General features: G+C 61.3%; 25 protein-coding genes and 1 pseudogene. 17 read left to right on the top strand and 9 right to left on the bottom strand.

The window, feature by feature from the left end; all coding sequences use genetic code 11:
- The first annotated feature begins 343 nt into the window (after positions 1 to 343).
- The 4 genes from ABIT12_RS04560 to ABIT12_RS04545 are packed head-to-tail and all read left to right on the top strand — an operon-like array spanning position 344 to position 4,070.
- Positions 344 to 1,393 carry an aldo/keto reductase gene (locus ABIT12_RS04560; RefSeq protein ID WP_348042243.1) on the top strand — a complete coding sequence of 350 codons (1,050 nt, stop codon included), beginning with the start codon at positions 344 to 346 and terminating at the stop codon, positions 1,391 to 1,393.
- A 4-nt stretch (positions 1,394 to 1,397) separates the two neighbouring features.
- On the top strand, positions 1,398 to 2,081 hold the full coding sequence (locus tag ABIT12_RS04555) for a fumarylacetoacetate hydrolase family protein (protein ID WP_348042242.1): 684 nt from the start codon (positions 1,398 to 1,400) through the stop codon (positions 2,079 to 2,081).
- Positions 2,081 to 3,166, top strand: coding sequence for an AAA family ATPase (locus ABIT12_RS04550; protein ID WP_348042241.1), 1,086 nt, complete (start codon positions 2,081 to 2,083; stop codon positions 3,164 to 3,166). Before ABIT12_RS04555 ends, ABIT12_RS04550 begins: the two co-directional genes overlap by 1 nt.
- 10 nt (positions 3,167 to 3,176) lie before the next feature.
- Positions 3,177 to 4,070, top strand: a complete 894-nt coding sequence (locus ABIT12_RS04545) for a transglutaminase family protein (protein ID WP_348042240.1) — start codon at positions 3,177 to 3,179, stop codon at positions 4,068 to 4,070.
- Here ABIT12_RS04545 and ABIT12_RS04540 read toward each other — a convergent pair.
- Together ABIT12_RS04540 and ABIT12_RS04535 are read right to left on the bottom strand one after the other, a co-directional pair.
- Positions 4,067 to 4,903: a transglutaminase family protein gene (locus ABIT12_RS04540; RefSeq protein WP_348042239.1), complete on the bottom strand. Its 837-nt coding sequence runs from the start codon at positions 4,901 to 4,903 to the stop codon at positions 4,067 to 4,069. The genes ABIT12_RS04545 and ABIT12_RS04540 overlap by 4 nt on opposite strands.
- A gap of 67 nt (positions 4,904 to 4,970) precedes the next feature.
- Entirely contained in the window at positions 4,971 to 5,303 is a 333-nt protein-coding gene (locus tag ABIT12_RS04535; RefSeq protein ID WP_348042238.1) for a nuclear transport factor 2 family protein, read from the bottom strand.
- 185 nt (positions 5,304 to 5,488) lie between these two features.
- Here ABIT12_RS04535 and ABIT12_RS04530 point away from each other — a divergent pair.
- The 6 genes and pseudogenes from ABIT12_RS04530 to ABIT12_RS04505 form a co-directional block, all read left to right on the top strand.
- Positions 5,489 to 7,285: pseudogene (locus ABIT12_RS04530) on the top strand (cation:proton antiporter); the annotation flags it as partial.
- 631 nt (positions 7,286 to 7,916) lie between these two features.
- Positions 7,917 to 8,345: an Rrf2 family transcriptional regulator gene (locus tag ABIT12_RS04525; RefSeq protein WP_348042237.1), complete on the top strand. Its 429-nt coding sequence runs from the start codon at positions 7,917 to 7,919 to the stop codon at positions 8,343 to 8,345.
- A 254-nt stretch (positions 8,346 to 8,599) separates the two neighbouring features.
- Positions 8,600 to 9,625 carry a sulfate ABC transporter substrate-binding protein gene (locus ABIT12_RS04520; protein WP_348042236.1) on the top strand — a complete coding sequence of 342 codons (1,026 nt, stop codon included), beginning with the start codon at positions 8,600 to 8,602 and terminating at the stop codon, positions 9,623 to 9,625.
- Positions 9,626 to 9,628: 3 nt separating this feature from the next.
- Entirely contained in the window at positions 9,629 to 10,492 is an 864-nt protein-coding gene (cysT, locus tag ABIT12_RS04515; RefSeq protein WP_348042235.1) for a sulfate ABC transporter permease subunit CysT, read from the top strand.
- On the top strand, positions 10,482 to 11,342 hold the full coding sequence (gene cysW, locus ABIT12_RS04510) for a sulfate ABC transporter permease subunit CysW (protein ID WP_348042234.1): 861 nt from the start codon (positions 10,482 to 10,484) through the stop codon (positions 11,340 to 11,342). Before cysT ends, cysW begins: the two co-directional genes overlap by 11 nt.
- Positions 11,343 to 11,360: 18 nt before the next feature.
- Positions 11,361 to 12,398: a sulfate/molybdate ABC transporter ATP-binding protein gene (locus tag ABIT12_RS04505; protein WP_348042233.1), complete on the top strand. Its 1,038-nt coding sequence runs from the start codon at positions 11,361 to 11,363 to the stop codon at positions 12,396 to 12,398.
- Here the strand turns inward: ABIT12_RS04505 and ABIT12_RS04500 are convergent.
- The gene (locus tag ABIT12_RS04500) at positions 12,395 to 13,141 is read right to left on the bottom strand and encodes an SDR family NAD(P)-dependent oxidoreductase (RefSeq protein ID WP_348042232.1); all 747 of its coding nucleotides are present in this window, start codon (positions 13,139 to 13,141) and stop codon (positions 12,395 to 12,397) included. The two genes, ABIT12_RS04505 and ABIT12_RS04500, sit on opposite strands and share 4 nt — an antisense overlap.
- Before the next feature lie 173 nt (positions 13,142 to 13,314).
- On the opposite strand from ABIT12_RS04500, the gene ABIT12_RS04495 reads away from it, so the two are divergent.
- The 3 genes from ABIT12_RS04495 to ABIT12_RS04485 all read left to right on the top strand — a co-directional run bounded on the left by ABIT12_RS04495 (position 13,315) and on the right by ABIT12_RS04485 (position 16,522).
- The gene (locus ABIT12_RS04495; protein WP_348042231.1) at positions 13,315 to 14,784 is read left to right on the top strand and encodes a UbiA family prenyltransferase; all 1,470 of its coding nucleotides are present in this window, start codon (positions 13,315 to 13,317) and stop codon (positions 14,782 to 14,784) included.
- Positions 14,784 to 15,227 carry a GtrA family protein gene (locus ABIT12_RS04490; RefSeq protein ID WP_348042230.1) on the top strand — a complete coding sequence of 148 codons (444 nt, stop codon included), beginning with the start codon at positions 14,784 to 14,786 and terminating at the stop codon, positions 15,225 to 15,227. The genes ABIT12_RS04495 and ABIT12_RS04490 overlap by 1 nt, the downstream gene beginning before the upstream one ends.
- 68 nt (positions 15,228 to 15,295) lie before the next feature.
- The gene (locus ABIT12_RS04485) at positions 15,296 to 16,522 is read left to right on the top strand and encodes a hypothetical protein (protein WP_348042229.1); all 1,227 of its coding nucleotides are present in this window, start codon (positions 15,296 to 15,298) and stop codon (positions 16,520 to 16,522) included.
- A 241-nt stretch (positions 16,523 to 16,763) separates the two neighbouring features.
- Here the strand turns inward: ABIT12_RS04485 and ABIT12_RS04480 are convergent, their stop codons facing one another.
- The 4 genes from ABIT12_RS04480 to ABIT12_RS04465 are packed head-to-tail and all read right to left on the bottom strand — an operon-like array spanning position 16,764 to position 20,826.
- On the bottom strand, positions 16,764 to 17,573 hold the full coding sequence (locus ABIT12_RS04480; protein WP_348042228.1) for an ABC transporter permease subunit: 810 nt from the start codon (positions 17,571 to 17,573) through the stop codon (positions 16,764 to 16,766).
- Positions 17,570 to 18,526 carry an ABC transporter permease subunit gene (locus tag ABIT12_RS04475; RefSeq protein ID WP_348042227.1) on the bottom strand — a complete coding sequence of 319 codons (957 nt, stop codon included), beginning with the start codon at positions 18,524 to 18,526 and terminating at the stop codon, positions 17,570 to 17,572. Before ABIT12_RS04475 ends, ABIT12_RS04480 begins: the two co-directional genes overlap by 4 nt.
- On the bottom strand, positions 18,523 to 19,680 hold the full coding sequence (locus ABIT12_RS04470; protein WP_348042226.1) for a polyamine ABC transporter ATP-binding protein: 1,158 nt from the start codon (positions 19,678 to 19,680) through the stop codon (positions 18,523 to 18,525). The genes ABIT12_RS04475 and ABIT12_RS04470 overlap by 4 nt, the downstream gene beginning before the upstream one ends.
- 57 nt (positions 19,681 to 19,737) lie before the next feature.
- The gene (locus ABIT12_RS04465; protein WP_348042225.1) at positions 19,738 to 20,826 is read right to left on the bottom strand and encodes a polyamine ABC transporter substrate-binding protein; all 1,089 of its coding nucleotides are present in this window, start codon (positions 20,824 to 20,826) and stop codon (positions 19,738 to 19,740) included.
- A gap of 405 nt (positions 20,827 to 21,231) precedes the next feature.
- Between ABIT12_RS04465 and ABIT12_RS04460 the strand changes: the two genes are divergently transcribed.
- From ABIT12_RS04460 to ABIT12_RS04450, 3 genes are read left to right on the top strand one after another with little or no spacing between them, the layout of a single operon-like run.
- Complete coding sequence (locus ABIT12_RS04460) at positions 21,232 to 22,179, top strand: pseudouridine-5'-phosphate glycosidase (protein ID WP_348042224.1); 948 nt, start codon at positions 21,232 to 21,234, stop codon at positions 22,177 to 22,179.
- On the top strand, positions 22,176 to 23,060 hold the full coding sequence (locus tag ABIT12_RS04455) for a sugar kinase (protein WP_348042223.1): 885 nt from the start codon (positions 22,176 to 22,178) through the stop codon (positions 23,058 to 23,060). Before ABIT12_RS04460 ends, ABIT12_RS04455 begins: the two co-directional genes overlap by 4 nt.
- 53 nt (positions 23,061 to 23,113) lie before the next feature.
- Entirely contained in the window at positions 23,114 to 23,470 is a 357-nt protein-coding gene (locus ABIT12_RS04450) for a DUF1304 domain-containing protein (protein WP_348042245.1), read from the top strand.
- 57 nt (positions 23,471 to 23,527) lie between these two features.
- Here ABIT12_RS04450 and ABIT12_RS04445 read toward each other — a convergent pair whose 3' ends face one another.
- A complete protein-coding gene (locus ABIT12_RS04445; RefSeq protein WP_348042222.1) occupies positions 23,528 to 24,919 on the bottom strand; it encodes a M20/M25/M40 family metallo-hydrolase in 1,392 nt (463 codons plus the stop codon).
- Between the two features lie 84 nt (positions 24,920 to 25,003).
- Positions 25,004 to 25,393 (bottom strand): response regulator, encoded by a 390-nt coding sequence (locus ABIT12_RS04440; RefSeq protein WP_348042221.1) that lies wholly within the window; start codon positions 25,391 to 25,393, stop codon positions 25,004 to 25,006.
- A 223-nt stretch (positions 25,394 to 25,616) separates the two neighbouring features.
- On the opposite strand from ABIT12_RS04440, the gene ABIT12_RS04435 reads away from it, so the two are divergent.
- Complete coding sequence (locus ABIT12_RS04435; RefSeq protein WP_348042220.1) at positions 25,617 to 26,324, top strand: YafY family protein; 708 nt, start codon at positions 25,617 to 25,619, stop codon at positions 26,322 to 26,324.
- The last annotated feature ends 23 nt before the right edge of the window (positions 26,325 to 26,347 follow it).

Below are 26,347 nucleotides of genomic sequence, written 5' to 3'. Positions count from 1 at the left end.
CCCGCATCAGTCTTGCCGGACGGTGTTGCAACGGCCAATGACAAGACGACTGCCGGGAGAGGGAGGGACCGTGCCTTCCTTGGGCGTATGGGCCATGAGCCTGGACAGCGCAAAGTCCGGCCCTGAGCGTCATCGCCATAAATCCCGGCGTCCCGAGGCGGACGGTGCCTCACATACTAAATTACCCAAGAGACGCCATGCGCCTCGGGACCCGTCCACCATTCAACCCGGAGGATCATCCCGTCCGGCGCTTGCGCATGCCCAAATCCACCCCGCCGCGATTGACCCGACTCTCAATGCCCTTTAGCTCTGTGTACCTGTTTTGTACCGAGGGGACACGCACGTGCAATATCGTTATCTGGGCCGCTCGGGCCTCAAGGTTTCAACGCTCACCATGGGCACCATGACCTTTGGCGGGTCCGAAAAGGTCGGCAATACCGATCAGGACAATGCCAACCGCCAGATCGATCTTTGCCTTGATCACGGCATCAATCTGCTCGACACCGCCAATATCTATAATGCCGGCGTCTCCGAGGAAATGATCGGGGTGGCGCTCAAGGATGGCAGCCGCCGCGCCCGCTCGCTCGTCGCCACCAAGGTGCGCTTCCGCATGGGCACCGGCCCCAATGACGGCGGCCTGTCGCGCCACCACATCATTGCCCAGGCCGAAGCGAGCCTGAAACGCCTGCAGACCGACGTCATCGATCTCTATCAGGTGCATGAATGGGACGGGCAGACCCCCATTGAAGAAACCATGGAGGCCCTCGATACGCTGATCAAGACCGGCAAGGTGCGCTATATCGGCTGCTCCAATTATTCCGGCTGGCACATCATGAAGGCGCTGGGCGTAGCGAACGCCCATCACTACCAGCGCTTCGTCTCCCAGCAGATCCATTACACCCTCCATTCGCGCGAAGCCGAATATGAGCTGGTGCCGATCACGCTCGATCAGGGCCTGGGCATTCTGGTCTGGTCCCCTTTGGCCGGCGGGCTGCTGTCGGGCAAATATCGCCGCAATGGTGGCCCCGATGGCGGGCGCCATGTCGGGGGCTGGAAAGAGCCACCGGTTTATGACTGGGACCACCTCTACGACATCATCGATGTCATCGTCGCCGTTGCCGAGGCCCGCGGTGTCTCCGGCGCCCAGGTGGCTCTGGCCTGGCTGCTGCAGCGCCCCGGCGTCACCTCGGTGGTCATCGGCGGGCGCTCGGAAGCCCAGTTCAAGGACAACCTGGCCGCCGCCGAACTCAAGCTGACCACTGAGGAAGTCGCAAAACTCGATGCCGTCAGCCAGCCGCCGCTGATCTATCCCTATTGGCACCAGTCCTTCACCGCCACCGATCGGCTGAGCGACACCGATCTGGTGCTCCACGCCCCCTATCTCGAAAAGTAAGGCCATGACCGATTATGTGATCGCGCCGCAGCCGCAGGCCGCCGTTCCCGTCTCCGGGGGCGGCCGGTTTCCGGTGCGCCGCATTTTCTGCGTCGGCCGCAATTACGCCGATCATCAAAAGGAAATGGGCCACGACGGCCGCGAACAGCCGGTGTTTTTCACCAAGCCCGCCGATACGCTGGTGATCGATAACGGCCCCACGCCCTATCCGCCCCAGACGAGCAATTATCATTTCGAGATCGAACTGGTGGTCGCCATCGGCACCGGCGGCAGCGATATCGCCGTGGACGATGCGCTGAACCACGTCTTTGGCTATGGCGTCGGCCTCGACATGACCCGCCGTGATCTGCAGGCCGAAGCCAAAAAGGGCGGCAAGCCCTGGGACATGGCCAAGGGCTTTGATTTTTCCGCCCCCGTCTCGCACCTCGTTCCCGCCGCCAGCGTCGGCCACCCCGACCGGGGCGCCGTCCGCCTGCGCGTCAACGGCATCGAAAAGCAGCGCGGCGACCTCAGCGAACAAATCTACTCGGTCAGCGAAACCATCGCCGAACTGTCCCGCTTTGTCATGCTCAAGGCCGGCGACCTGATCATGACCGGCACGCCCGCCGGGGTCGGCGCCGTGCTGCGCGGCGATGTGCTGGAAGGCGAAATCGACGGTATCGCCTCGCTGCGGACGATCATCGTCTGATGGAGTGGTCGCCCCAGCAGGACGAAGCCCTGATCGCGGTTTCCAAATGGATCAAGGATAAGAGCGCCCCGCAGGTGTTCCGCCTGTTCGGCTGGGCCGGCACCGGCAAATCTACCCTCGCCGTGCATCTGGCGCAGGATGTGAAAACCGTCAAATACGCCGCCTTTACCGGCAAGGCGGCGTTGGTGATGCGCAAGCGTGGCTGCAAGGGCGCCCAGACCATCCACTCGCTGATCTATTCGCTGGTCAGCGAAAAAGAGGGCGAACCGCGCTTCGTGCTCGATCCGGAATCTTCCGCCGCCGATGCCGACCTGATCGTCATCGATGAGGTCTCGATGGTCGACGAACAGCTCGGTCGTGATCTATTGAGCTTTGGCACCAAGGTTTTGGTGCTGGGCGATCCGTTCCAGCTGCCCCCGGTGCAGGGCGCCGGGTTTTTCACCGCCGAAGAGCCCGATATCATGCTGACCGAAATCCACCGTCAGGCCTCGGACAATCCGATCATTCGCCTCTCCATGGACGTGCGCGAAGGCGGCTATCTCGAACGCGGGCGCTACGGCGAGTCGCTGGTGGTGGGCCGCGAGGACGTCGATCGCGGTGCGGTACTGGAAGCCGATCAGGTGCTGGTCGGCCGCAACAAGACCCGGCTGCAATACAATGATCGCCTGCGCGAACTCAAAGGCCTGCCCTTTCACGAGCCGGTGACGGGCGATCGCATGGTGTGTCTGCGCAACAATCCGCGCAAGAAACTGCTCAACGGCCAGATCTGGATCGTCACCGAGGTCAACCGCAAGGCCAATGGCAAATATAGCCTGCTGCTGGCCGATGACGAGGGTAAGGGAGAAGCCAAGGTCTTGACCCATAAGGCATTTTTTGCCGGCGAAGAAGACCAGATGGCCTGGCCCGAACGCCGTCAGTATGATGAGTTCACCTTTGGCTATTGCCTCACTGTCCACAAGGCGCAGGGTAGCCAATGGGACAATGTGTATTTGTTTGACGAGAGTTTTGTGTTCCGTGAGGAACGGGCCCGCTGGCTCTATACCGGAATAACGCGGGCTGCCGAGCGCATTACCGTCGTCAGTTAGGATATCTCGTTTGACGCTGCTTCAGGTGCGCCACACCACCCACTACAATTACAACCTGCCGGTGCGGTTTGGCGAACATCGCATTCTGGTGCGCCCGCGCGACTCGATCGAGCAGCGGCTGGAATCCTTTGCGCTCAAAATTGCGCCCGAACCCGCACAATTGCGCTGGATCCACGACGTCTTCGGCAATTGCATCGCCGTCGCCAAGTTCGACAGAGAATCCTCCGTGCTCAGGATCGAGGCCAATATGGTACTCGACCACACCCCGGAAATGGCGCTGAACTTCGAAATCGACGACCGGGTCAAAACCTATCCGTTCCTCTATGCCGGTGAGGACGCGACCGATCTCGAAGCCAATGTGCAGCGCCAGTTCCCCGAGCAGGAAGAAGTGACCCGCTGGGCGCAGCGCTTCGTCAACGCCTCCGGCGCCACCGACACCGCCGGCCTGTTGATGACCATGACCCATGGCATCAAGGAGGGTTTTAAATATCTGCGCCGCCCCGATCCCGGCACGCAAACTCCGGCCACCACGCTCAGCCTGCGCCAGGGCTCCTGCCGTGATTTCGCCCTGCTGATGATCGAAGCGGCTCGCTCGCTGGGCTTTGCCGCGCGGTTCGTCACCGGCTACATCTATTCGCCGGCCCGCGACGATGGCGAACATCGCGGCGGCGGGGCAACCCATGCCTGGTGTCAGGTCTACCTGCCCGGCGCCGGTTGGGTCGAGTTCGATCCAACCAATGGCATTATCGGCACCCGCGACCTGATCCGCGTCGGCGTCTCCCGCCTGCCGCGCCAGGCCATCCCGATCGGCGGCACCTTCATCGGCAAGAAGGACGACTATATCGGCATGGAAGTCGACGTGCTGGTCCAAAAAGTCCGCTCGCCGCAGGATTCCATGGGCTAATCCTTGGCTAGGCTCACCGCTTCAGTCGTCCATTCCTGTGTTGGATCGGCGTTGAGCGCCTTGATCCACACCCGCATCGCCAGCGGATTCACATTGCCATAAATGGTCGAGAACGCGGTATCGGCCGCATCTCGCCCGCAGCCGATCCGCACCAGTCCATCCAGTGCTGCCATCCGCGTCGCATCGAACAGATACCAGCGGTCGCCCAGATAGGCTTCGAACACCGCATGGAAATCCTGTGGCTCCAATTGCCAGGCGTAGCAGGAGGCAAAGCGCGCCGGAATGCCCAGTGCCCGGCAAAAGGTAATCCCCAGATGGGCAAAATCCCGACACACACCCGCCCGCATCGAAAACGTGTCGGCGGCAGTAGTCGAAGTGTCGCTGGCGCCCGAAATGTAGTCCACTTCCTCATGGATCCAGTTGCAGATCGTAGTAACGCGGTTATGACCCGGCTCCATATGCCCGAACTGGCGCGCCGCAAACCGGGCGAGCTGGTCGGACGGGCAATAGCGCGACGGATTGAGGTACGGCAAGATATCCAGCGGCAATTGGCTCACCGGCACTTCGTCAATCACATCGGGCATCGCATGGAGCGGCCGCAATTCAACTTCGGCGTCGTAGCGCAACGTCAGCTGGCACGGGTTGACGATCAGCCGCCGGTAGCGATTGCCGGTATCCTCGGCGATGTTGTAATCGGCCTGGATGAACGGGGTGATCTGTAGATTCTCGCTGATCACGTCCTGGCGGCCGCCATTCATCGCTTCGATATTGAAGATCAGCGTCGATTGCTCGGCAATATCGTAGCCGATTTCACAACCAAGGGAAAAGCGCACAACCGGCCTCCAAATTCGGGCCAAGCGCCCCGCTGGCTGCAACACGCGGATGCGTATTGAGTTCCGTCTAACCGGCCGAGATGACCATTTCGCGAATAAGATCGCCGTCGAGCGTGAAGGTGAACACCGAGGAGCCAGAGAAAAAACTGCTGACCCAATCGGTATAAAGGCTGGTGCGATTGCCGGACTGGTCGATGATCCGCCCCAGCGTCAGCACCCCCTTGGCGCCGATCAGTTCTTTGTCGCTCCAGCCGCGAATGGCGTCGTGGCCTTCAAAGCGGCGGCCCCAGTCCTCGACAATGCCATTGCTGGGAAACAGCGCCAGGAAGCCATCCGTGTCCCCGGCATTGATAGTGGCGGCCAGTCGCTCGACAATTTCTGGCATGCCGGATTGCGTCATCGCCGGCCTCCATGGCGCCATAGCGGCGTCATAACAAAGTCAAACTTAGTCAGTTGATGAGCCAATGTGAAGCGTTACGGCCAACTTAGCCAAATTGCTTGGTATTTCGCGGTTGCGGATCGGGCATCAAGACCCCATCTTCATCACTACGCCGACATCACTGGATAAAGCTGCCGGAGGACTATATGCACCACGACACCCCCCTGATCTCGATGATCGTCGCGGGCCTGGTGCTAGCCTATATTTTCGGCATGATCGCCAACCGGTTCAAACTGCCACCCCTGGTAGGCTATCTGTTTGCCGGCGTTCTGGTCGGACCATTCACGCCCGGCTTTGTCGCCGACCAGGGCCTGGCCAATGAACTGGCCGAAATCGGTGTCGTGCTGCTGATGTTCGGCGTCGGCCTGCATTTTTCGCTCAAGGACCTGATGAGCGTGCGGGCGCTGGCCATTCCCGGCGCGCTGGTACAGATCGGCATTGCCACCGCGCTTGGTGTTGGTCTGGCCATGTTGCTCGGCTGGGGTCTGGGCGCCGGGCTGATCTTTGGTCTGGCCCTGTCGGTCGCCTCCACCGTGGTGCTGCTCAAGGCCTTGCAGGACAAGCGCCTGATCGAAACCGAGCGCGGCAAGATCGCGGTTGGCTGGCTGATCGTTGAGGACATGGCCATGGTGCTGGCCCTGGTGCTGATCCCCGCCTTTGCCGGCCTGTCGGGCGGCGCCGTGGAAATCCACGACCCCTTCGTCAATTTCGTTGAACGCATTATCGGCATGCCGGTGGGCATCTGGGGCGTTTTGGGCCTGACCATTGTCAAGATCGCCGCCTTTGTCGGCTTCATGCTGGTCGTTGGCCGCCGCGTCATCCCCTGGACCTTGCACCAGACCGCCCATACCGGTTCACGCGAACTGTTCCGCCTCGCCGTGCTGGCGATTGCACTGGGTGTCGCTTTGGGATCGGCCGTGTTGTTCGGCGTCTCGCTGGCGCTGGGCGCTTTCTTTGCCGGTATGATCCTGTCCGAAAGCGAACTCAGCCACCGCGCGGCGCAGGAAACCCTGCCGCTGCGAGACGCTTTTGCCGTGCTGTTCTTTGTGTCCGTCGGCATGCTGTTCGATCCGTCCATCATCCTCACCCAGCCGCTGCAGGTGCTGGCAACGGTGTTGATCATCATCGTCGGCAAGTCGCTGGCGGCCTTCTTCATCGTCCGGATGTTCGGTCGTTCGGTTGGCACGGCGCTGACCATTTCAGCCAGCCTGGCGCAGATCGGCGAATTTTCATTCATCCTTGCCAGCCTCGGCGTTTCCCTCGCCATCCTGCCGCAGGAAGGTCAGGACTTGATCCTGGCTGGCGCGCTGATTTCCATCGTGCTCAATCCAGTCGTGTTCTGGGTGCTCGATCTGGTCAAGCCGGCGCTGGAAGCGCGGGCCGGTCAGCCCAAGCCACGCACCGAGGCCGAACCATCGGCGCGGGTCGAGCCCGGTGAAACCGCGCCCGTCGAACTGCGCGAAGAGCCGCTGCCGCTCAGTGCCGAAGACATTGCCGAACCAAGCAAACAGGTCGATCACACCATTCTCGTTGGCTTTGGCCGGGTTGGCCGGGTCGTGGGCGAAGGCCTGCACCTGACCGGCGCCCCGCTGCTGGTGATCGAGGACTCCGACACCAGCATCGCCTTGGCCCGCACCATGGGAATTGAAGTGGTTGTCGGCAACGCCGCCTCCACCGAGGTGCTGGGCCTCGCCAATGTCGCCCGCGCCAAATGCCTGCTGATCGCGATCCCCAATTCCTTCGAGGCCGGTCAGGTCGTCGAACAGGGCCGCAAGCTCAACCCGGCGCTGCGCATCATCGCCCGGGCCCATTCTGATGACGAACAAGCCTACCTGTCCAATCTTGGCGCCGACACGGTTATCATGGGTGAACGCGAAATCGGTCTGGGCATGCTCGGTTGGCTCAGGGGCGAGCGGGCCGAACCCGCGGCGCCTGCCCCCGCACCCAAACTGGCGCCGGTAGAAAATGTCATTCTCGCCGCAGCGGCCGCCCCAATTGTCATCGAGCCGATGATCATCGCGGAACCCGTAGCGGCAATGTCAGCGGCTGAAGTTGCCGAGGTCATCGAACTGCCCGCGATTGAACAGCCAGAGGCGATCGCAGCGACCCAATCCGAACCTGCCGCCGAGACCGGGCCGGTTGAGCCAGAACATGCAGTGCCGCCCGAACCCGTCGCAGACGTGGTATCGACGGAGCCGCCCACCGTCATTGTACTGTCAGCCCCTCTTGAGGCAATCGAGCCGGAACCCGCTGAGGAGCCGGAAACACCCGAAGTCATCGCCCTGCCCGATGCGAGCGAAGATACGCATCAGGAAACCGAACCCTCAGCGACCGCTAACGAACCTGTCCCTGAGGAGCCCAAGATCATCGAACCAGTATCGGCCGAGCCAGACGACGTTATCCCTCTGCCCCCGCCGGCGACAGAACCCGAAGCTGACCCTCAACGCGCCGAAACCGATGCCGATGAACCATCGGGCGAAATTCCGCCGGTTCTGCCTGAACGCAAGGATTGACCGCAGCCGGTTCTGGTCCTAGAGCGGATTAGGCGCGGGGCGCGCTGTTGAGTGAGGCGTCATGATTTCGCAAAAGGCCAAGTACGCACTGCGGGCCCTGGTGTCGCTGGCCAGGATTGGGCGCGGCGAAACCATGGTCATTGGCGAGATTTCGCGCGAACAGGCGATCCCCAAGAAGTTCCTCGAGCAGATCCTGCTCGAGCTCAAGCGCGCCGGCATCGTCGCCAGTACGCGCGGCCGCATGGGCGGCTATACCCTGCTCAAATCGCCCGAGCACATCACCTACGGCGAAGTGCTGCGGCTGATCGATGGTCCGGTAGCCCTGCTGCCGTGCCTGTCGATCATTGCCTATCGCAAATGCGACGACTGCCGCGACGAGGGCAGTTGTGAAATCCGGCACGTGTTCAGCCGCGTCGCCGTCGCCACCCGCGACGTGCTGGACAAGACGAGCCTCGCCGATTCCTTGGTCGCCACAGAGGTTGTCGCCTGAGCCTTGGAGCACTGCTCCCCGCTCGTACTGTTGGTGCTCTTTGGCCGCATGATATGGGGCAGATTCCACCTGGCGTTCTGAAACAGAATTGCGCAACGCCAACCGGTTCCAAGTCATGGCGGCGATTTTTTTTCGTTTGCTGGGCACAGACAGAAAGGTTTTCTCATTCTTGCTAATTCGGGGATAGCGCCTGTCCTTTGCTAATCCCGACTTACCGACTAGGGTTTGACCATGAATTGCACCAGGAGGTCCTGATGAAGTCAGCAGTTAAACTTTTCGCGTACGGCGCGCTTGCCGCCTCGCTCACTTTGGGCTTTGCGGTCACGGCACACGCCCAGGAGCGCAAGATCACCAACGTGTCCTATGATCCGACGCGTGAACTCTATGCCGCCTATGACGAGGCCTTCATCAAGCATTGGAAGGAACTCAAGGGCGAAGACATCGCCGTGGACGTGACCCATGGCGGCTCCGGCGCCCAGGCGCGCACCGTCATCGACGGCCTTGAGGCCGACGTCGTTACTCTTGCGCTGGAAAGCGATATCAATGCCATTGCCGACAAGACCACGCTGATCAAGAAGGATTGGCGCGGCACGCTGGAAAACAACAACGCACCCTATACCTCCACCATCGTGTTCCTCGTCCGGAAGGGCAACCCGAAGGCGATCAAGGACTGGGGCGACCTGGTCAAGGACGGCATTGAAGTGATCACGCCCAATCCCAAGACGTCGGGCGGCGCCCGCTGGAATTTCCTGGCTGCCTGGGCCTGGGCCAAGGCTCAGCCCGGCGGCTCCGACGCCACCGCACAGGAATTCGTTGGCAATCTCTACAAGCACGTTCCGGTGCTCGATACCGGCGCTCGCGGCTCCACCACCACCTTTGCCCAGCGCGGCATTGGCGACGTGCTGATCTCCTGGGAAAACGAAGCCTATCTGGCGCTGGCCGAACTTGGCGACCAGTTCGAGATCGTCACCCCGTCGCTGTCGATCCTGGCTGAGCCTCCCGTCGCCATTGTTGACGAAGTGATCGACAAGCGCGGCACCCGCGATATCGCCGAGGAATATCTGAAGTATCTGTATTCCCCGGAAGGCCAGACCATCGCTGCTGCCAACTACTACCGCCCGTTCAAGCCCGAGTTGGCAAAGCCTGAAGACGTGGCCCGTTTTGCCAAAGTCAACCTCGCAACCATCGCAGATTTTGGTGGATGGAAAGAAGCACAGCCGAAATTCTTTGGCGATGGTGGTATCTTCGACCAGATTTACGCACCAGCCGCGGGGCAATAACACATGGCTGCAACCACCCCTAAACGGGATGGTTGGCGACTGAAGCAGCCGAGCGTCATACCGGGTTTCGGTTTGACGCTCGGCTTTACGCTCGCCTACTTCTCTCTGATTATTATGATCCCGCTGATCGCGCTGGGCCTTCGCTCCGCCGGGCTGGGGTTCGATGGTTTCTGGAAAGCGGCGAGCGATCCCCGCGTCATTGCGGCGCTCAAGGTCAGCTTTGTCACCGCGCTGATCGCTGCTGCGATCAATGTTGTGTTTGGCACGCTGATCGCATGGGTATTGGTGCGCTATCGCTTTCCCGGACGCCGGATTTTCGATGCGGTGGTTGACCTCCCCTTCGCCTTGCCCACCGCCGTCGCCGGCATTGCGCTGACCGCCATCTATGCCCCCAATGGCATTGTCGGGCAGATTTTTGCCCCTTTAGGCATTCGCATTGCCTACACCCCGATCGGCATCGTCATCGCCATGATCTTTATCGGCGTGCCTTTCGTCGTCCGCACCATCCAGCCTATTTTGGAAGAAGTCAGCCGCGAAGTCGAAGAAGCCAGCGCCACCCTGGGCGCCTCACGCTTCCAAACCGTCACCCGCGTGCTGTTGCCGAGCTTGACACCAGCGATCCTCACCGGCTTTGCGCTGGCTTTTGCTCGCGGCGTCGGCGAATACGGTTCGGTGATTTTCATTGCTGGCAACATTCCGTTCAAATCGGAAATCGCGCCGCTTCTGATCTACATCCGCCTGCAGGAATACAACTACGTCGGCGCCACGGTGATCGCTGCGGTCATGCTGCTGATTTCCTTTGCCATGCTGTTCGTGATCAACCTGATCCAGGCCTGGAGCCGCAAGAGGTTTGGCTATGACAACTAAGCCCAAGCGCCGCACCTCGCCGGTCAGCGAAAGCCGCCCGGTGCAGGTCCTGCTGATCTTCATCTGCCTGCTGTTCATGGCGCTGGTACTGGTGCTGCCACTGTGGTCGGTGTTTGCCGAAGCCTTCAGCAAGGGCATCGATACCTATTTCAAGTCGCTCGCCAGCAAGGATGCGCGCGATGCAATCCGGCTGACGCTGACCGTGGCGTTGGTTGCCGTGCCGCTCAACGTCGTTTTCGGCGTCGTCGCCTCCTGGGCCATCGCCAAGTTCCAGTTCAAGGGCAAGGCCTTCCTGATCACCCTGATCGACCTGCCGTTTTCGGTATCGCCGGTGATTTCGGGCCTGGTCTATGTGCTGCTGTTTGGCGCCGGCAGCTACATGGGGCCTTGGCTCAAGTCGCATGGCGTTGAAGTGCTGTTCGCGCTGCCTGGCATTATCCTTGCCACCATGTTCGTCACTTTTCCGTTCGTGGCGCGCGAGCTGATCCCCCTGATGCAGGACCAGGGCACTGGCGACGAGGAAGCGGCGCTCTCATTGGGGGCCAATGGCTGGCAGACGTTCTGGCGTGTCACCGTGCCCAATATCCGCTGGGGCCTGCTCTATGGCGTTTTGCTCTGCAATGCCCGCGCCATGGGTGAATTCGGGGCGGTCGCGGTGGTGTCCGGAAAGATCCGCGGCGAAACCACGACCATCCCGCTGCAGGTCGAAATCTTTTACAACGAGTATAATGGCGTCGCCGCCTTCGCTCTGGCGTCACTGCTGGCTCTGCTGGCCCTGTTGACTCTGGTGTTGAAGTCCTTTCTGGAGTGGCGCTTCGGGGATGAACTCGCGGCCACTGGCCGCCACTGACCGGAGATCAGGTTCTTTATGGAAGTTCGCATTGCCAATGTGCGCAAGGAATTCGATCGATTTCCGGCGCTTCACGATGTTTCGCTCGATATCGTGTCGGGCGAACTGATCGCTTTGCTCGGCCCCTCGGGGTCAGGCAAGACCACGCTGCTGCGGTTGATTGCCGGCCTTGAAGTCCCCACTGAAGGACGGGTGTTCTTTGGCGATATTGATGCCTCGGAAAAGACTGTGCAGGAGCGCAATATCGGCTTCGTGTTCCAGCATTATGCGCTGTTCCGGCACATGACCATTCTGGAAAACGTCTCGTTCGGTCTCAAGGTGCGCCCGCGCTCCAGCCGCCCACCGGCCAATGAAATCCGCCGCCGGGCCATGGAATTGCTCGATCTGGTGCAGTTGTCGGGTCTTGAAAAACGCTATCCGAACCAGCTTTCGGGCGGCCAACGCCAGCGCGTCGCTTTGGCCCGAGCCCTCGCCATCGAACCCGCGGTGCTGCTGCTCGATGAGCCGTTTGGTGCGCTCGATGCACAGGTGCGGCGCGAGCTGCGCAAATGGTTGCGCGAAATCCATGACCGCACCGGCCACACCACCGTGTTTGTCACCCACGATCAGGAAGAAGCGCTCGAACTGGCTGACCGGCTCTGCGTCATGAGTCAGGGCAAGATCGAACAGGTGGGCTCGCCCGACGCGGTCTATGACACGCCAAGCTCTCCCTTCGTCTTTGGCTTTATCGGGGAATCGAGCGAACTGCCGGTCAATGTCGGCAATGGCGAACTCTGGGTCGGCGGCCGCCCCATCGGCGTGCCGGCGCCCGAAGCCGGCCCCGGCGATGCCCGGCTGTTCTTCCGCCCACACGATATCGAACTGGTCGAAGGCGATGCTTCGCTGGCTGGCGTGGTTACTGCCAGCCGCCGCGTTGGCGGCACCCGCCGTGTCGAACTGGAAATCGGCGGTGATCAGCAAAAGGTCGAAATCGACCTGCCGTTTGATCACCCTGCCGGCGAACGCACCCGCATCGCTTTTCGTCCCCGCCGCTGGCGGCTGTTCCCCAAGGCCTAATAGGTCGTCCGGCCGCCCGACAGGTCAAACACGCTGGCGGTGGTGAAACTGTTGTCCTTGCTCACAAGGAACGCCACCATCGCTGCGGCCTCATCGACTTCGAGGAACCGGCCGCGCGGAATGCGCACCAGCATATAGTCGATGAATTCGGGCGTCAGCGTCTCCAGAATCCGCGTCTTGGCCGTCGCCGGCGTGATGGCGTTGACCGCGATGTCGTATTTCGCCAGTTCCTTGCCCAGTGATTTGGTCAACCCGATCACCCCGGCCTTGGCGGCAGAATAGGCGGACAGGTTCGGATTGCCCTCCTTGCCGGCAACCGACGAGATGTTGACGATGCGCCCATAATTGCGCGCCTTCATCGACCCGATCACCACCTTGTTGACGTAAAAGGTGCCATTGAGATTGATCTCGACAATCCGCCGCCATTCATCCGGATCGTAATCCTCGAGGCTGGAATTGGAGCCGGCAATCCCCGCCGAATTGACCAGGATCGACACCGGACCGATATCGCGCTCGACACTGGCATGGGCAGCCTTCAAAGCCGCCAGATCGATGATATCGACCACCTGCGCGGATGATGCGCTGCCCAGCGCAGCCGTCGCCAGCTTCAGCGCATCGGCATTCGCGTCCCACAGGCTGACTTTTGCCCCTGAGGCGATGATGCGTTTGGCCATGGCAAAGCCTAAACCTTGCGCGCCGCCGGTAACCACTGCCGTCTGGCCGTCCAGGTCGATCCGATTCATCCCGCAAGCTCCCCGCTCTGCAAACTATTGAAATCATATACCGATTCAGCGTGCTGAACGAATGCTCAACGCCATGGCTAAAGTTGTATGTGTTCAGGTTAATTCGCGCTTCGCGTCGACCGTTCGGGCGCATAAGCCTAGTTTGCCGCCAGTTTCCTTGCGGCGGTAACATCATGCGTAAGCCTATTGTCCAGAAGGTGCAGGCTCCTGCACAGGCCCATCTGCCCCCTCTCGTGCTCGACGTTGACGATGCGCTGATCCGAACCGATCTGCTGCACGAAACCGCCGTGGCCTATGTGAAGGCCAATCCGCTGCGGGCGCTGAACTTGGTCAAGTGGCTGCTGTCGGGCAAGGCGGTGCTCAAGCGCAAGCTGGGCGAGTTGATCCCGCTCAATGTCGATAGCCTGCCCGTTAATGACGAACTGGTGGCCTTTGCCCAGCTCGCCCATGCCGAAGGCCGTCAGGTCGGCATCGCCACCGCCGCCGACGAACTGCTGGCCCACCGCATCGCCAAGCGCTTCGACTTTGTCAGTTTCATCGTTGCCAGCGACGGCATCGAGAACATGAAGGGCGCCCGCAAGGCCCAGGCCCTCGTCGAACGCTTCCCCGATGGCTTTGCCTATGCCGCCGATAGCCGCTCCGATCTCGAAGTCTGGCCGCACGCCACCTCGATCGTGCTGGCCGGCGCTTCCGCCAGGACCGTCGGTAAAGCCAAGTTACTCGGCAAGCCGATCGAAGCCGAATTCACCCGCGCCAAGCTCGGCCTGCGCGGCTGGGCCAAAGCGCTGCGCGTGCATCAATGGGCCAAGAACGCTCTGGTGTTCGTGCCACTGATCCTGTCCGGCATGGCCAGCCATCCCATGGCCGTGCTGCAGGCGGGGCTGGCCTTTGCTGCTATGTCGCTGATGGCCTCGGGCACTTACCTGCTCAACGACCTGTTCGATCTGGCCGACGATCGCACCCACTGGACCAAGCGCAACCGCCCGTTGGCCTCGGGCGCGCTGCGCATCAAGCATGGCGTGCCGGCTGCAATCGTGCTGATTGCCGCCAGCCTCGGCGTTGCGGTCACGCTGGGCCTGCCCTCGTTCAGCCTGCTGATGGTCTATATGGCGACCACGCTGGGCTATTCATTCTACATCAAGCGCCAGCCGATCGTGGACGTGTTCACGCTGGCCTCACTGTTCACGCTGCGCCTTGGCATCGGCATCACCGCCGTCAGCGCGGTGCCGTCGCCATGGCTGCTGGTGTTCTCGATGTTCCTGTTCACGTCGCTATCGTTTGCCAAGCGCCAGACCGAAATCCAGAAAAGCGTCGCCAAGGGCCGTCTTGCTGTCAGCGGCCGCGGCTATCTGGGCACCGATGCCGGCATGGTCACCGCCATGGGCGTGGCCACCGCCATGGCAGCGATCACCATCATGGTGCTCTACATCATGAATGACGTTTACAACGCCGCGTTCTATCATCACCCGATCATGCTCTGGGTGTTCCCGGCGGCTTTGTTCATGTGGGTGTCGCGCATCTGGCTTTTGTGCCATCGTGAGCAGCTCAATGACGATCCGGTGGCCTTCGCCATTCGCGACCGGATCAGCATCGCGCTGGGTGGCCTCATGGGTGCCGCGTTCATCACCGGATGGCTGTTTTAATGCTCGATAAGCTCAAGGTTCTCAGCCAGCATCAAGTGCTCCGCTTCCTGCTGCTCGGCGGTTTCGCCGCCGCGGTAAACTGGCTGGTGCGGTTTCCGCTATCGGCCACAATGCCGATCGGCGCTGCCGTGGTTCTGGCCTATCTCATCGGCATGTCGGCCGGTTTTCCGCTGTATCGCCGCTTCGTCTTCCCCGGCTCCAGTCGGCCGGTGATGCAACAGAGCCTGATCTTTCTGGCGGTCAATGCCGTCGGTGCCCTCGTCGTGCTGGGGCTGACCTACCTGTTCCTCGCCGGCCAGTCCGGCTTTGCCTATCCAGAGTTCGCCAAGGAAGGTCTGGCTCACGGCTTTGCCATCGGCCTTGGCGCAGTCGTCAACTTCTTCGGCCACAAATCGCTGACCTTCAGCCTTGAGGTCGGCAAACGGCCGCTGACCAGCCATTAACCCAAGCGATTCAGGGTGTCTTCATCGCCGCCTGCGATGATGCCGCCAAACCGGTTCTGGGGGCCTAAGTGACGGCAAAACGACTGATTATTTCCATCATGCTGGGCGGCCTCGTGCTGCTGTTTCTCGCCGTGTTTGGCCTCGCCATCCTGCGCGAAAGCGGCGGCACCAATACCTATGCCCAATTGGCCGACGGCTGGCTCCATGGCCGGCTTGATGTGGCGACCTGTTTTGATCAGGATTGCGCGCTGTTCAAGGGCTTGACCTATATCATCTTTCCGCCGCTGCCCGGGGTGATCGCCCTACCCTTCGTGGCTTTGTTCGGGATCAATTTCCACTTCTTCGTGCCCATGACCTTTCTGGCCTTTGCGCTGACCGGGTTCGTGTGGTGGCGGATTGCCGAGCGGGAAACCGGCTCGCGCGAACTGACCATGCTGGTGGTGCTGGCGATCCTGTTCGCCACCCCGCTGGCATTCGTTGCCATCCGTGGCGATGCGGTGTGGTTTTTCGCCCAGACCTGGGGCTTTCTGTTTTCAACCTGCGCGCTGTATTTCGCGCTCAACCGCCGCAACGCCGTGCTGGCCGGCCTGTTTATCGGCCTCGCCTTCCTGTCGCGGCAGATGACCATCCTTTATCTGCCGTTTCTCTATATTGTGCTGGTGGACGAGGGGACGCCGTGGTTCCGCATCGATGGTGCGGCGGTCAAGCGGGCGCTGAAACTGGCAGCCTTCCCGTTGATCGCCCTGGCGATCTATTTCGTCTATAATTACGTGCGCTTCGGCTCCCCCATGGAAACCGGCTATTCCTACATTTTCCCGGTCGAATTTGGCGAGGGCCCGGCCAATTCCGCCTTCCTCAAGGACCGCGTCCGCGAACTGGGCCTGTTCTCCAGGGACTATTTCCTGTTCAACGTCATCTACATGTTCGTAGCCGGGCCGCATGTGGATTTCATTGGCCGCTATATGACGCAGCTGTCGGGATTCGACGTCAACGGCGCCTCGCTGTTCCTCGTCACCCCGGTGCTGCTCTTGGCCTTTCTCGCCAAATGGGAGCGGCAGTTCTGGTTTGGTTTGGCGACCTGCGCAGTCGTTCTGGGGCTAACCCTGTTCTATCATTCCAATGGCTTCACCCAGTACAGCGCGCAGCGCTATACCCTTGATTGGCTGCCGATCCTGCTGATCTTCATGGCGCGAGGCGTCAAGCCGGCCTTTGCCGGGCCGCTGGCGATCCTGGTGTTTTATGCGATGGGCGTGACGCTATCGATGATTGTCATCGGCGGTCTTGTTGCTACCTGATGGACAGCAAAAAGGGCCGCATTGCTGCGGCCCTTCCTGAGTATTTCGGCCTCGTGGCCTGAAGGAGTGCTGGTGCTAGGAGCAGATCACCCCGCGCACATGCACCACATATCCAAGACCTTCTTCGAGCGCCGTAATCTCATAAGACATTGGATCACCTCCTTCACGTTGGTTGAACATGAACAAAGTGTGCGCTGCTTTGCCGGGTCTGTAAAGTGTCGAAATCGGACAGTGATCAAGGCTAGGCGCCCTGGTTTTTTGGCCGACTGCGTAACTGGATAATGGTTGCCGCCAGCACCCCCAGCGCCACCACACTGATGATGATGGTGGCCAGCGCATTGATGTCCGGCGACACGCCCAGCCGCACCTTGGAGAAGATTTCCATCGGCAGGGTGGTCGAGCCCGGTCCGGCCACGAACTGGGCGATCACCACATCATCGAGCGAGATGGTGAAAGCCAGCAACCAACCCGAAACCAGCGCCGGGGCGATGATCGGCAGGGTAATATCGAAAAATACCGCGACCGGGGTGGCGCCCAGATCCATCGCCGCTTCTTCGAGACTGAGATCAAGCTCGCTCAGCCGTGATTGCACCACCACGGTGACATAGGCCATGCAGACGATCGAATGGGCGATGATGATGGTCATCATCCCCTGATCGGCCGGCCAGCCAATGATCGAGCGCAGCGTGACGAACAGCAGCAGCAGTGCCAACCCGGTGATCACATCGGGCATTACCAGCGGCGCCGATATGGTGATCGACATCAATGTCTTGCCGCGGAATCGCCGGAAGCGCACCAGCGCCACCGCGGTCAAGGTGCCCAGCACCAAAGCGATCGAGGCACTGGCGGCGGCAATCTGCAGCGACCGCAGCGCCGCGCTGAACAGCTTGGGGTCCGCGAACAGCGATCCATACCATTTCAGCGAAAAGCCGCTCCACACCGTCACCAGCTTGTTCTCATTGAACGAGAAGACCACCAGCGACAGGATGGGGGCATAAAGGAAGATGAAGCCGAAGGTGGCAATGGTTGGAAGCAGGACACCGCGTTTCATTTGCTGGCCACCACCGCGCTCTGGACGTTCTGCATGAACAGGATCGGCACCACCACCACGAACAGCATCGCCACCGCCAGGGCAGAGGCCATCGGCCAGTCGCGGTTGAGCAGGAACTCATCGTACAGCACCCGCCCGATCATCAGCGTGCCGGGCCCGCCGAGCAGCGAGGGAATGACGAATTCGCCGATCGCCGGAATAAACACCAGCATCGAGCCGGCAATGATCCCCGGCCGCGACAGCGGCAGTGTCACTGACAGGAAGGTGCGATAGGGCCGCGCCCCCAGATCGGCCGAGGCTTCCAGCAGCGTGCCGTCGAGTTTGACCAGGTTGGTATAGAGCGGCAGGATCATGAACGGCAGATAGGTATAGACGATGCCGATATAGACCGCGAAATCGGTCTGCATCATCACCAGCGGCTGATGGATGATGCCGGTCGACATCAGGAAATTGTTGATGACGCCATTGCTCTTCAAGAACCCGATCCAGGCATAGACGCGTAGCAGGAACGAACTCCAGAACGGCAGGATCACCAGCATCAGCAGGATATTGCGCCAGCGATCCGACGCGCGGGCGATGAAATAGGCCATCGGATAACCGATCAGCAGCGTGCAGATGGTCGAAACGCCCGCCACCATGATCGAATTGAGATAGGCGCGGATATAGAGCGGATCGTCGAACAGCCGCATGAAATTGGACAGGTGCAGCGTCATCTGCACGGTGCCGTCTTCGTCGGCGGTGAGCAGGGGCAGGTAGGGCGGGCGGCTCAGCGCCGATTCCGAAAACGCCACCTGCAACACGATGCAGAGCGGGATCAGGAAAAACACCCCAAGCCACAGCGCCGGCGCGAGAATGACCAGACCGCGCCCGGAAATGCCAATTCTGGCCAGCGCGCGGCTGATAAATCGCCAGGGTCGGCGGGGCGCGAACGGAACCGACGCTTCGGCCGTCATGATACCAGCACCGAGCCGGCCGATTTGCCCCACGAGGCCCATACATGCTCATCCCAACTGATGGCATCAGGATCGCCGCGCAACGAATTGGCCTTGGTGACGCGCATGTATTTGCCGTCGGGCAATTTGACCTGATAGACGGTCATATCCCCCAGATAGGCGATATCCTCGACAAAACCCTCGGTCATGTTGACCTCGCCCAGCGCCCCATCGGCACTTGGCTTGTCGCGGGTCAGAACGATCTTTTCCGGCCTGATCGCCCACCACAGCGTCTGGTCCGGCGCGCACGCCACGCCGTGACCAACATAGATATCGCAGCCCAACTCGGCCGAGCGGATGCGGACGTGATCGGGCTCGTCTTCGGTGACTACGCCTTCAAACATATTGACCGAACCGATGAAGCCGGCAACGAAGCGTGAATTGGGATATTCGTAGATTTCGGTCGGCTCGCCGATCATGGCGATTTCGCCCTGGTTCATCACCCCGATGCGGGTGGCCAGCGACATCGCCTCTTCCTGATCGTGGGTCACCACGATGAAGGTGACACCCAGCGTTTCCTGGATCTTGACCAGTTCGAACTGGGTTTCCTCGCGCAGCTTCTTGTCCAGCGCCCCCAAAGGCTCATCGAGCAGCAACAGCTTTGGCCGCTTGGCCAGCGCCCGCGCCAGAGCCACGCGCTGCCGCTGCCCACCGGACAATTGATGCGGCTTGCGCGCCCCATAGGCTTCGAGCTTGACCAGCTTGAGCAGTTCTTCGACCCGGGCGGCGATCTCGGCCTTGGGCATGCCTTCGCGCTTCAGGCCATAGCCGATGTTCTGGGTGACGCTCATATGCGGAAACAGCGCATAGGACTGGAACATCATGTTGATCGGCCGGTCATAGGGAGCGACGCCCGCCATGTCCTGACCATCAATTTCAATGGTGCCCGAGGTCGGATCTTCAAACCCCGCCAGCATCCGCAACAGCGTCGATTTACCGGAGCCCGATCCACCCAACAGGCAGAACAGTTCGCCTTTGAAAATGTCGAGCGATACATCGGCCACCGCCGCGACGTCGCCGAACTTTTTCGTCACATTGCGAATGCGCACGAAGGGTTTGGCGTCCGGATCGCGCCATGGGCGCGTATCGGCGGCGATCTGTTGTTTCTTGGCCATGCGCTGTCTTTGCCCCCAAAGAATGCGACGGGGCCACAGCCCCGCCCGTTATGCGTGTTACTGACCGGTCTTGATGCGCGTCCAGGCGCGTGTCAGCAGGCGATCATACTTGGCGGTATGGGCCTTGAGCGGGAACAGCTTGGCGGCGACCTCTGTCGGCGGATAGATCGCCGGATCGCCGGTGATTGCCTTGTCCATCAGTGGCACGGCGGCCTTGTTGCCCGAGGCGTAGAACACGAAATTGGAGTTGGCAGCGGCAATGTCGGGACGCAGCATGAAATCGATGAACTTGTGCGCATTGTCGGGGTGGGGGGCATCGGAAGGAATGGCGAACAGGTCAAACCACTTCAGCGCGCCTTCCTTGGGGATGAAGTAATTGACGGTGACGCCGGCCTTGGCTTCCTCGGCCGCCGCCTTGGCGATGAACACGTCACCCGAATAGCCCACCGAGATGCACACTTCGCCATTGCCCAGTGCATCGATATATTGCGACGAATTGAACTGCCGCACGAAAGGACGGATCGACATCAGCAGCGCTTCACCCTTGGCCAGATCGTCTTCGCTTTCCGAATTGGGATCGAGCCCGAGATAGTTCAGCGCCGTCGACATGATTTCGGAAGGCGCATCGAGCAGGGTGATGCCGCAATCCTTGAGCTTTTCGGCCATTTCAGGCTTGAAGATCAGGTCCCAGCTGTCGATCGGGGCATCGCCCAGCGCCGCTTTGACCTTGTCGACATTGTAGCCGATGCCGGTGGTGCCCCACATATAGTCGACGGCATACTTGTTTTCCGGATCATGGGCCGCGGTCGACGCCATGATGTCGGGGTCCATGTTGACGATATTGGGCAGCTTGGCCTTGTCGAGCGGCTGGAACAGGCCCGCCGAAATCTGGCGCTCGAGGAAGAAACCCGATGGCACCACCACGTCGTAGCCGGAATTGCCAGCCAGCAGCTTGGCTTCCACCAGCTCATTGCTGTCGAACACGTCATAATTGACCTTGATGCCAGTCTCCGCCTCGAACTTGGAGACGGTGTCTTCAGCGATATAATCGGACCAGTTATAGACGTTGACCACGGCCTCTTCCTGCGCCAGCGCAGGGCCAGCCAGCAGCAAGGTTCCGAGCGCGAGAACCAGCGATTTGTTCATGGATATAAGCTCCTGTTAGCCTGGGTCCGGGTGCGGCGCAAACCGCAAAGTTGCATGGATCGTGGCGGCAGGTCACTGTCGCACGACGCTGAATTCACTGTGGTTTTGAAGGAAATTTGCCATCGTGACAACCACACGGCGACGCAAAACCGCGCCGGATCGCTTTGCTGCAATGTACCCTGTGCCGGGCGCATATCGATCGGCCATGACAGCCTGATCACCGATGGGAATGGTCAGCGAAGTGTACCTTCTGCCTCGATTGCCAAGGCAGGTTAGAGCGAAACCTTTTCAGCGACAAGGGATTGGCTCCATTGTTTTTGCGGGGCTTGACCACGGGCCCGCCCGCGGCGCAAAACCGCCGCAACCGGGCCCGTGCTGGCCCAACCCCGTCCAAGGAATGCCTCGATGAGCGCCAAAGCCTATCTGTCGATTTCCGCCGAAGTGAAACAGGCCCTCGCCGCCGGCAAGCCGGTGGTGGCGCTGGAATCCACCATCATCACCCATGGCATGCCCTATCCGCAGAACCTGGAAATGGCCAAGAACGTCGAGGCCGTAGTGCGCAAGCATGGCGCGGTGCCCGCCACCATCGCCATCATGGACGGCCGCTTTGCCGTGGGCGTTTCCGGCGAAGACCTGGAACGGCTGGCCATGGAAGGCGGCAAGGCCGCCAAGGCCTCGCGCCGCGACGTCGCCTCGATCCTGGTGCAAGGGGGTCTTGCCGGTACCACCGTTGCCACCACGATGCAGATTGCGGCCCTGGCCGGGATCAAGGTTTTTGCCACCGGCGGCATTGGCGGCGTGCATCGCGGCGCCGAGGACACTTTCGATATTTCCGCCGATCTGGAAGAATTGAGCCGCACGCCGGTAGCGGTAGTTTGTGCCGGTGCCAAATCCATCCTCGATATCGCCAAGACGCTCGAAGTGCTCGAAACCAATGGCGTGCCGGTGATCGGCTATCAGACCAATGACTTCCCCGCCTTCTGGGCCCGCCAGAGCGGCTACAAGGTCGACCATCGCTTCGATAGCGCCGAAGACATTGCCAAGGTGGTGGCGCTGCAGGGCGACATGGGAATGGGTGGCGTGCTGATCGCCAACCCGATCCCCGAAGGCGATGCGCTTGAAGCCTCGGCCATCGAAGCCCGGATCGCCGAAGCCATTGCCGGCGCGGAAAAGGAAGGCGTGTCGCGCAAGGCGCTGACCCCGTTCCTGCTCAATCGGATTTTCGAGCTGACCGGCGGCAAGTCGCTGGTCGCCAACATCGCGCTGGTGGAAAACAACGCCATGGTCGCCTCCAAGATCGCCGTGGCCCTGGCCGCCATGGCCGCGCCCAAGCCGGCCGTGCGCCGCGCATGAGCCGGCGGGTTCTGGTCGTTGGCGATGTGATGACCGACATTATCGTGCTGCCCGAGGGCGGCATGGTCAAGGGTTCGGACCGGCGGGCGCAGGTGCGCAGCCGTCCCGGCGGCTCCGGCGCCAATCAGGCTGTCTGGCTGGGCGCCATGGAGGCCGATGTGCTGTTTGCCGCCCGGGTCGGCGCGGCCGACAGGATGGGCTATGAAAACTACTTCCGCGGTTTCGGTGTGGTGGCGGTGCTGGCCGGCGACAAGGACCTGCCCTCGGGCGTGCTGGTCACTATTGTCGATCCCGATGGCGAGCGCAGCTTTTTCACCGACCGTGGCGCCAATCTCAATCTGAACGGGCAAGACCTGCCGGAAAACCTGCTCGACGATGTCGGGCTGGTGCTGGTTTCGGGCTACAGCTTTTTTGCCGATGGTCCGCGCGCCGCCGTGATGGACCTGTTCGCCGCCGCCAAGGCGCGCGGCATCGCCCTTGCCGTCGATCCGGCCTCCGTGGGCTTTTTGACCGAGATTGGCACCTCCAATTTCGTCGGTTGGACGGCAGGCGCCGATTGGCTGTTCGCCAATCACAGCGAAGCCGAAGCGCTGTGTGGCGCCGTTGACCTCGAACAGCAGATGCGCCTGCTCGGTGAACATTACCGCACCGTGGTGATCAAGCGCGGCGCGCAAGGCGCGGCGGTTGGCGGACGCGACGGGGTGCGGATGATCCAGGCGGCGCCCCGGGTCAATGTTGTCGACAGCACTGGCGCCGGCGATGCTTTCGCCGCCGGCTTGCTGGCAGCCCATCTCGATGGCCAGCCGCTGGCAATGGCGCTCGAAGCCGGCATCGCCGCCGGCGCCAAGGCGGTGCAATCGATCGGCGGGCAACCGGGCTAGCCTTGGCCGCGCCGCCGTGGCATCACAGCATTGTCGAGAGGAACATCATGCACATCATCGCGCAAATTCTGGTCGCCGCCGTGGCATTGTTGCACATCTACATTCTGGTGCTGGAGATGTTCCTGTGGACCAAGCCGCAGGGCCTCAAGGCCTTCGGGCAAAAGCCGGACTTCGCCGAGGCCAGCAAGGTGCTCGCCGCCAATCAGGGGCTCTATAACGGCTTCCTCGCCGCCGGTCTGATCTGGGGCCTGATCCAGCCTGAGGTGGATTTCGCCTGGCAGATCCAGCTGTTCTTCCTTGGTTGCGTCGCCGTAGCGGGGCTGTATGGCGCAGCCACGGTGGGGCGCAAGATCCTGTTCATCCAGACCGTGCCGGCGATTGCTGCGATGATCGCGGTGGTTGCGGCTTAGCTTCTCTTCCTCCCTTCTCCCGTTGCGGGAGAAGGTGCCCGCAAGAGCTCGCCCTGCCTACTCAGCAAACCCCGCCAAAATCCGCACCCATGACCTGATCCCGCCGTGGAAACTGGCCAGATCGTATTTCTCATTGGGTGAATGGATGGCGTCGTCGACATGGGCAAAGCCGATCAGCAGCGTATCCATGCCGAGGATTTTCTTGAAATCGCCGGCGACCGGTATCGAACCGCCCGAACCGGTAATCGCCGCCGGCTTTTCCCATTCGTCCGTCAGCGCCACCAATGCCTTCTTGAGGTAGATCCCATCGCTGGGCACGGTGATCGCTGGCGAAGCGCCATGATCCTTGAAGCTCACCGAGCAATCGGCCGGGATCATCGCCCGCACATGGGCCTGGAACGCCGCCCGGATCTTTTGTGGGTCCATGCCCGACACCAGCCGGAACGAAATCTTGGCGCTGGCCTTGGCGGGGATCACCGTCTTGAAGCCATCGCCGGTATAGCCCCCGGTGATGCCATTGATTTCGCAGGTCGGTCGCGCCCACACCTGTTCCAGCACCGAGCGGTCGGCCTCGCCGGCCGCAATCCTGAGCCCGGCTTCGCCCAGGAACGCTGCCTCATCAAAGCCAAGGTTTTTCCACCCGGCTTTGACTGCGTCCGAGACTTCGGCAACGTCGTCGTAAAACCCCGGCAGCGTCACGCTGCCATCGGGGCGGCGCAGGCTGGCGATGATGTCGGCCAAAACCTGGATCGGGTTGCGCGCTGCATTGCCGAACATGCCCGAATGCAGATCCTTGGACGCGCAGGTGATCTCGATTTCCTGGCCAACCAGCCCGCGCAGCATGGTGGTGATCGACGGCGTTTGCCGATCCCACATATCGGTGTCGCAGACCAGCGCGATATCTGCGGTCAGCTCCCTGGCATTGTCGCGCATGAACGGCGGCAGGTTCTTGCCACCCGATTCTTCTTCGCCTTCCAGCATCAGCGTCACCTTGACCGGCAGGGCGCCATGCACCGCCTTCCAGGCGCGGCAGGCTTCGATGAACGTCAGCAACTGGCCCTTGTCGTCGGACGAGCCGCGCGCCACGATCATCTTGCCATGCGGGCCATCCTTGAGCTGCGGCTCGAACGGATCAGTATGCCACAGGTTGAGCGGATCGACCGGCTGCACATCGTAATGGCCATAAAACAGCACATGCGGCCCGCTCGCCGACAGATCATGGCCGACCACGACGGGATGACCTTGCGTCGAACGCGCAGTCGCGTCAAAGCCCAGACCATTCAGATCGTTTACCAGCCAGTCTGCCGCCTTCTGGCAGTCGTCGGCAAAAGCGGGATCGGTCGAGATCGACTTGATCCGCAACAGTTCGAACAGCCGTTCAAGGCTTTGCTCAAGGCTGGCATCAACCTTGGCGAGAACGGCATCGACGGTAGTGCTGGGGATGGGCATGGCAAATCCTGAACGAATCTGCACGGACCTTGGCGCAGCGGCGTGCAGGTTGTCCAGATCAATCAGGCATGTCGAATGGATCGGCTAGGCCAGCATTTCCTGCACCGCTGCCACCACCTTGTCGATGCGGTAGGGCTTGGGCATGAAGCGGCCCTGCTCGGGCAGTTCGCCACGGCCGACAATGGTCTTGCCCGAGGTGACGATGATCTTGACCGGAGGCCAGCGATCCCGAACCATGGTCGACAGCATCAAGCCGTCCATGGAGCCCGGCATATCGATATCGGTAAACAGCAGGCTGATTTCCGGGTGCAGTTCCAGCAAGGCAATCGCCTCCCTGGCATTGGCCGCTTCGAGCACCTTAAAGCCGGCGTCGCGCAAATCCTGCGCTGTCGCCAGCAGAATCAATACCTCGTCTTCAACGACCAGAACGGTGGTGATGGTGGCATTGGAAGGACTGGCTGTTAAAATGGTCAACTCAAATCGGCTTGCTGTTTCCGGGCACGGAGCGGATTGCTGCGCACTCAGGATACGGACAACGCCGGCAAAGGACAATCGATCCGCTTGAAATCATATTTGGCTCTCATCATTGCCATCCGGTTAATCCCGCGCCAGCTGTGATCGGCTCGCGACACAGTGTATTTCGGCGTGACACAGTCCCTGTCGGGCGCTAGTCAGGACAGCCGATGCGAGGAAGCCGATGGACAAGACTGAACGGTTGTTTGGCGTCATGGACGCCTTGCGGCGGCACCGCCACCCGGTAACGGCCGCCGCTTTGGCCGAAGAACAGGGTGTTTCGGTGCGCACGCTGTATCGCGACGTGCAGGTGCTGATTGGCCTCGGCGCGCCCATCGATGGCGAGGCCGGCATCGGCTATCTGCTGCGCCCGGGATTTTTTCTGCCGCCGCTGATGTTTTCGGCCGAGGAACTGGAGGCGCTGGTGCTGGGCGCCCGCTGGGTGCAGCGCCAGCCTGATCCCGGCCTTGCCCACGCCGCCGAAAACGCCCTGGGCAAGATCGCCACCGCCTCGCCCGAAGATTTGCGCAATCGCATCAATGATACCGGACTGCGGGTCGCCTCTTCCACCAACGGGGAAGCTGCCAAGCCGGCGCTTGGCCTGATCCGCGCCGCCATGCGCACCGAAAAATCCATCTTCATCCACTATCGCGACGAGGCCGGCGCCGTCTCGGAACGCCTGATCTGCCCCGTGCAACTGGCCTATTACGATGGCAAGCAGATCGTTGCCGCCTGGTGCTGCCTGCGCCAGGGCTTCCGCAACTTCCGCATCGACCGCCTGGTTGAGACCACCGCCACCGACCAGCGCTTCATCCGCCGTCGCGCCGTGCTCGCCGCCGAATGGCGCCGCGAATGGGATATCGCCAATCCGGAATGGGCGGGGCCTCGCTAGCGCTGGAACACTCCAACCCCTGC

The sequence above is a fragment of the Devosia sp. genome (assembly GCF_039927955.1).
In the GTDB taxonomy this organism is placed as follows: Bacteria; Pseudomonadota; Alphaproteobacteria; order Rhizobiales; family Devosiaceae; genus Devosia.
This window is presented reverse-complemented; position numbering and strand designations above follow the sequence as displayed.